The sequence below is a fragment of the Asaia sp. SF2.1 genome (assembly GCF_000505765.1).
Classification (GTDB): domain Bacteria; phylum Pseudomonadota; class Alphaproteobacteria; order Acetobacterales; family Acetobacteraceae; genus Asaia; species Asaia bogorensis.
On record NZ_AYXS01000004.1, the window covers coordinates 43,719 to 46,090 of the forward strand.

Sequence of the window (2,372 nt, forward strand, 5' to 3'; positions counted from 1 at the left end):
TTCAACCTGCACAAGACTTTCTGCATCCCGCATGGCGGCGGTGGCCCGGGCATGGGGCCAATCGGTGTCAAGGCGCATCTCGCCCCGCATCTGCCTGGCCGTCCTGAGCGCGGCGATGCTCGCGCCGTATCGGCAGCCCCTTTCGGTTCAGCTTCGATCCTGCCGATTTCGGTCGCGTATGTGCTCATGATGGGCGATGACGGCCTGCGGGAGGCCACTGAAATGGCCATCCTGAATGCCAATTACATCGCAGCACGCCTCGAGCCGCACTACCCTGTGCTTTATCGTGGCGCCAATGGCCGCACGGCGCATGAATGCATCGTCGACCTGCGTCCGCTCAAAGACGCTGTGGGTGTTACGGTGGATGACATCGCCAAGCGCCTGATCGACCATGGCTTCCATGCCCCAACGGTCAGCTTTCCTGTGGCAGGCACCTTCATGATCGAGCCGACCGAGTCCGAGGGGAAGGCTGAACTCGATCGCTTCTGCGATGCCATGATTGCTATCCGTGAGGAGATCCGTGCGATCGAGGCTGGCAGCATTGCCATTGAATCCAGCCCTCTGCGTCACGCGCCCCATAGCACCGCCGATCTGGTGGGTGAGTGGGACCGCGAATACGACCGCATGCAGGGCTGCTTCCCTAACGGGCTGGACCGCGTGAAGTATTTCGCGCCGGTCAATCGTATCGACAACGCTTGGGGCGACCGTAACCTGGTCTGCTCCTGCCCGGATATTTCCAGCTACGCCGAAGCTGCGGAGTAATTCTGGATGACCCTCGTTCCCTTTGAGGAGCGGGGGTCTTCTTTTTCTGGAAGAAAAAGAAGGAAAAAGACTTCCCCTTCGTCGCGAATAATGCGGATACGACACTTCCAGACGAATCGAATACGTTCTCGTTTTTAATGCTGGTGCAGCATTGAGAAAGCTGGCTACGGCGACCATTTTCGGGTGCTATACAGGTTGCGTCTCTTGCTTCTTTCACGAGAAGTGGTTGTTGATCCTGTCAGACAACGGGGATGAACATGTCCGAAAAGCTCCGTATCGTCATAGGTCGCGCGCCCCAACGGTAGTTATCAGCCAGATGATCTAAGGACCTAATTAGAGATTCATTCATTAGATTATGTGGGTACGGCCTTGAGACCATGCTGTATTATCATATGATGCAACGCTTAGAGCGTGTTTGGAAAGTTGGAGCGGATGTGATTCAAGCTCTGGATGTGGACACCAGAGCAGAGGGCCCGAATGTCCGGGATTGCCCGCAAGACGAAGCGTTATCCGTCGGACATGACGGACGAGGAATGGGCGCGGATCGCGCCGCTGATGCCCGAACCGGGGCGCATGGGACGTCCACGCGAGATCGAATTTCGTGAGGTGATTAACGCGGTGCGCTACCTGGTCCGCTCGGGCTGCGGCTGGCGGATGTTACCGATCCATTTCGGCCACTGGCGCACGGTCTATGGCTGGTTTCGGGAGCTGGCCCGGCGGTTTTTGTTTCAGACTATTCATGACGTCGAACTGATGCTCGATCGGGAGCGGTCAGGTCGTGAGACGAGCCCGACCGCCGGGGTGATCGACAGCCAGAGCATCAAGGCACCGCATGCGCAAACAAGAGGTTATGACACAGGCAAGAAGGTCGTCGGGCGCAAGCGGCATATTGCCGTGGATACAGACGGACGTCTGCTGATGGTCAATCTGACCCCGGCCGACATCTCCGACAGCGCGGGCGCGCAGATGATCCTGGATGCGATCCGCAAGCGCTGGCCCTGGGTGAAGCACCTGTTCGCCAACGGGGCTTACGACCGGCTCCAGTTGATGGACAAGGCGGCCTATCTGAACTTCGTCGTCGAAGTCATCCGACGCAGGGACGGAGCGAAGGGCTTCGAGATTCTGCCCCGTCGATGGGTCGTGGAGCGGACCTTTGGCTGGATGACCCGCTGGCGACGTCTCGTGCGTGACTATGAGCGTCGTATTGACGTCTCACAAGCCATGATCCTCGTCGCCATGGGCGCCAATCTCACCCGCAGAAATGCCCATCCGTGAGTTTCCAAACAGGCTCTAAGACTCTTTTATTAAAACAGCTATCCTGGTCGAATAGTATAGCTCACTTCGATCGAATAGTTAGAATACTGCCACCTATATTTATTTTAGAAGAAGATTGATTGGTCAGGCGACTATAGCTTGAGCAAGATGTCTCTCAAGAGACGTTGTCCAAGGTCGGACCTGAAAAACTGAGCAAGTAGCGGCTGGTGAAAGTCGAACTTTGTGCTCATGTAGAGCGGGATTGTCGATCATCTAGGAGCTGTTTCGCATCAGCTCACTTGATGACCGTCCCGAATGGACTAGCTTTCGTTCAGCCCGTGACGCTGAAAAAGATA

1 protein-coding gene and 1 pseudogene are annotated in these 2,372 nt (G+C 56.5%); both read left to right on the forward strand.

Annotated elements, in window-relative coordinates:
* Positions 1 to 762 (forward strand): annotated as a pseudogene (locus P792_RS38260) (glycine dehydrogenase (aminomethyl-transferring)); the annotation flags it as partial.
* Between the two features lie 450 nt (positions 763 to 1,212).
* Positions 1,213 to 2,037: an IS5 family transposase gene (locus P792_RS24025; protein WP_081866702.1), complete on the forward strand. Its 825-nt coding sequence runs from the start codon at positions 1,213 to 1,215 to the stop codon at positions 2,035 to 2,037.
* Positions 2,038 to 2,372 lie beyond the last annotated feature (335 nt).